Origin of the sequence: Streptomyces griseorubiginosus (assembly GCF_017614965.1) — a bacterium.
GTDB lineage: Bacteria > Actinomycetota > Actinomycetes > Streptomycetales > Streptomycetaceae > Streptomyces > Streptomyces griseorubiginosus_B.
In genome coordinates this window covers 1-1,387 of record NZ_WVUG01000646.1, presented here as the reverse complement: position 1 = coordinate 1,387, position 1,387 = coordinate 1, and the positions used below count along the sequence as shown (strand labels likewise).

General features: G+C 72.5%; 1 protein-coding gene. It reads right to left on the bottom strand.

Features of this window, described 5'->3' with window-relative positions; translation table 11 throughout:
* Positions 1–1,387 (bottom strand): acetyl-CoA carboxylase biotin carboxylase subunit (locus tag GRC12_RS44470; protein ID WP_208786100.1); only part of this gene is annotated, 1,387 nt, incomplete at both ends.

The following is a 1,387-nucleotide window of genomic DNA, read 5'->3' as shown; positions in this document are numbered from 1 at the left end:
TCCTCCTCCGCCTCGGCATCCGCCGCGGCGGCGAAGGGCTTGATGTCGTTGACGAACTCGGTCTCGATCCAGCGGGTGTGGACCGTGAACGGCTCCTCGGAGCCGGTCAGCTCCGGGGCGAAGGCCGGATCGGTGACCACCTTGCGGTGGAAGGGGATCGCGGTGGCCATGCCCTCGACCCGGAACTCCTCCAGCGCGCGGGCGGCCCGCTGGAGGGCCTCCTTGCGGGTGCGGCCGGTGACGATCAGCTTGGCCAGCAGGGAGTCCCAGGCCGGGCCGATGACCGAGCCGGACTCCACGCCCGCGTCCAGGCGCACGCCCGGACCGGAGGGCGCCTCGAAGGTGGTGACGGTGCCGGGGGCGGGCAGGAAGTTGCGGCCCGGGTCCTCGCCGTTGATGCGGAACTCGAAGGAGTGACCGCGCAGCTGCGGGTCGCCGTAGCCGAGTTCCTCGCCGTCGGCGATGCGGAACATCTCCCGCACCAGGTCGATGCCCGCGACCTCCTCGGTCACCGGGTGCTCGACCTGCAGCCGGGTGTTGACCTCCAGGAAGGAGATCGTGCCGTCCTGGCCGACCAGGAACTCACAGGTGCCGGCGCCCTCGTAGGAGGCCTCCTTCAGGATGGCCTTGGAGGCCCGGTACAGCTCGGCGACCTGCTCGTCGGTCAGGAACGGCGCGGGCGCCTCCTCGACCAGCTTCTGGTGGCGGCGCTGCAGGGAGCAGTCGCGGGTGGAGACCACGACCACGTTGCCGTGCTTGTCGGCCAGGCACTGGGTCTCCACGTGCCGGGGGCGGTCCAGGTAGCGCTCCACGAAGCACTCGCCGCGGCCGAAGGCGGCCACCGCCTCACGCACCGCGGAGTCGTACAGCTCGGGGACCTCTTCGAGGGTGCGGGCGACCTTGAGGCCGCGGCCGCCGCCGCCGAAGGCGGCCTTGATGGCGATGGGCAGGCCGTGCTCCTCGGCGAAGGCCACGACCTCCTCGGCGCCGGAGACCGGGTCGGGGGTGCCGGCCACCAGCGGCGCGCCGGCGCGCTGGGCGATGTGGCGGGCGGCGACCTTGTCGCCGAGGTCGCGGATGGCCTGCGGTGGCGGGCCGATCCAGATCAGGCCCGCGTCCAGCACCGCCTGCGCGAAGTCGGCGTTCTCCGACAAAAAGCCGTAGCCCGGATGGACGGCGTCCGCGCCCGACTCCCGGGCGGCGTTCAGGATCTTGTCGATGACCAGGTAGCTGGTGGCCGGAGTGTCACCGCCCAGGGCGAACGCCTCATCCGCGGCGCGGACATGCAGAGCGTCCCGGTCCGGGTCGGCGTAGACGGCCACGCTCGCGATGCCGGCGTCCCGACAGGCCCGGGCCACGCGGACAGCGATTTCGCCACGGTTGGCGA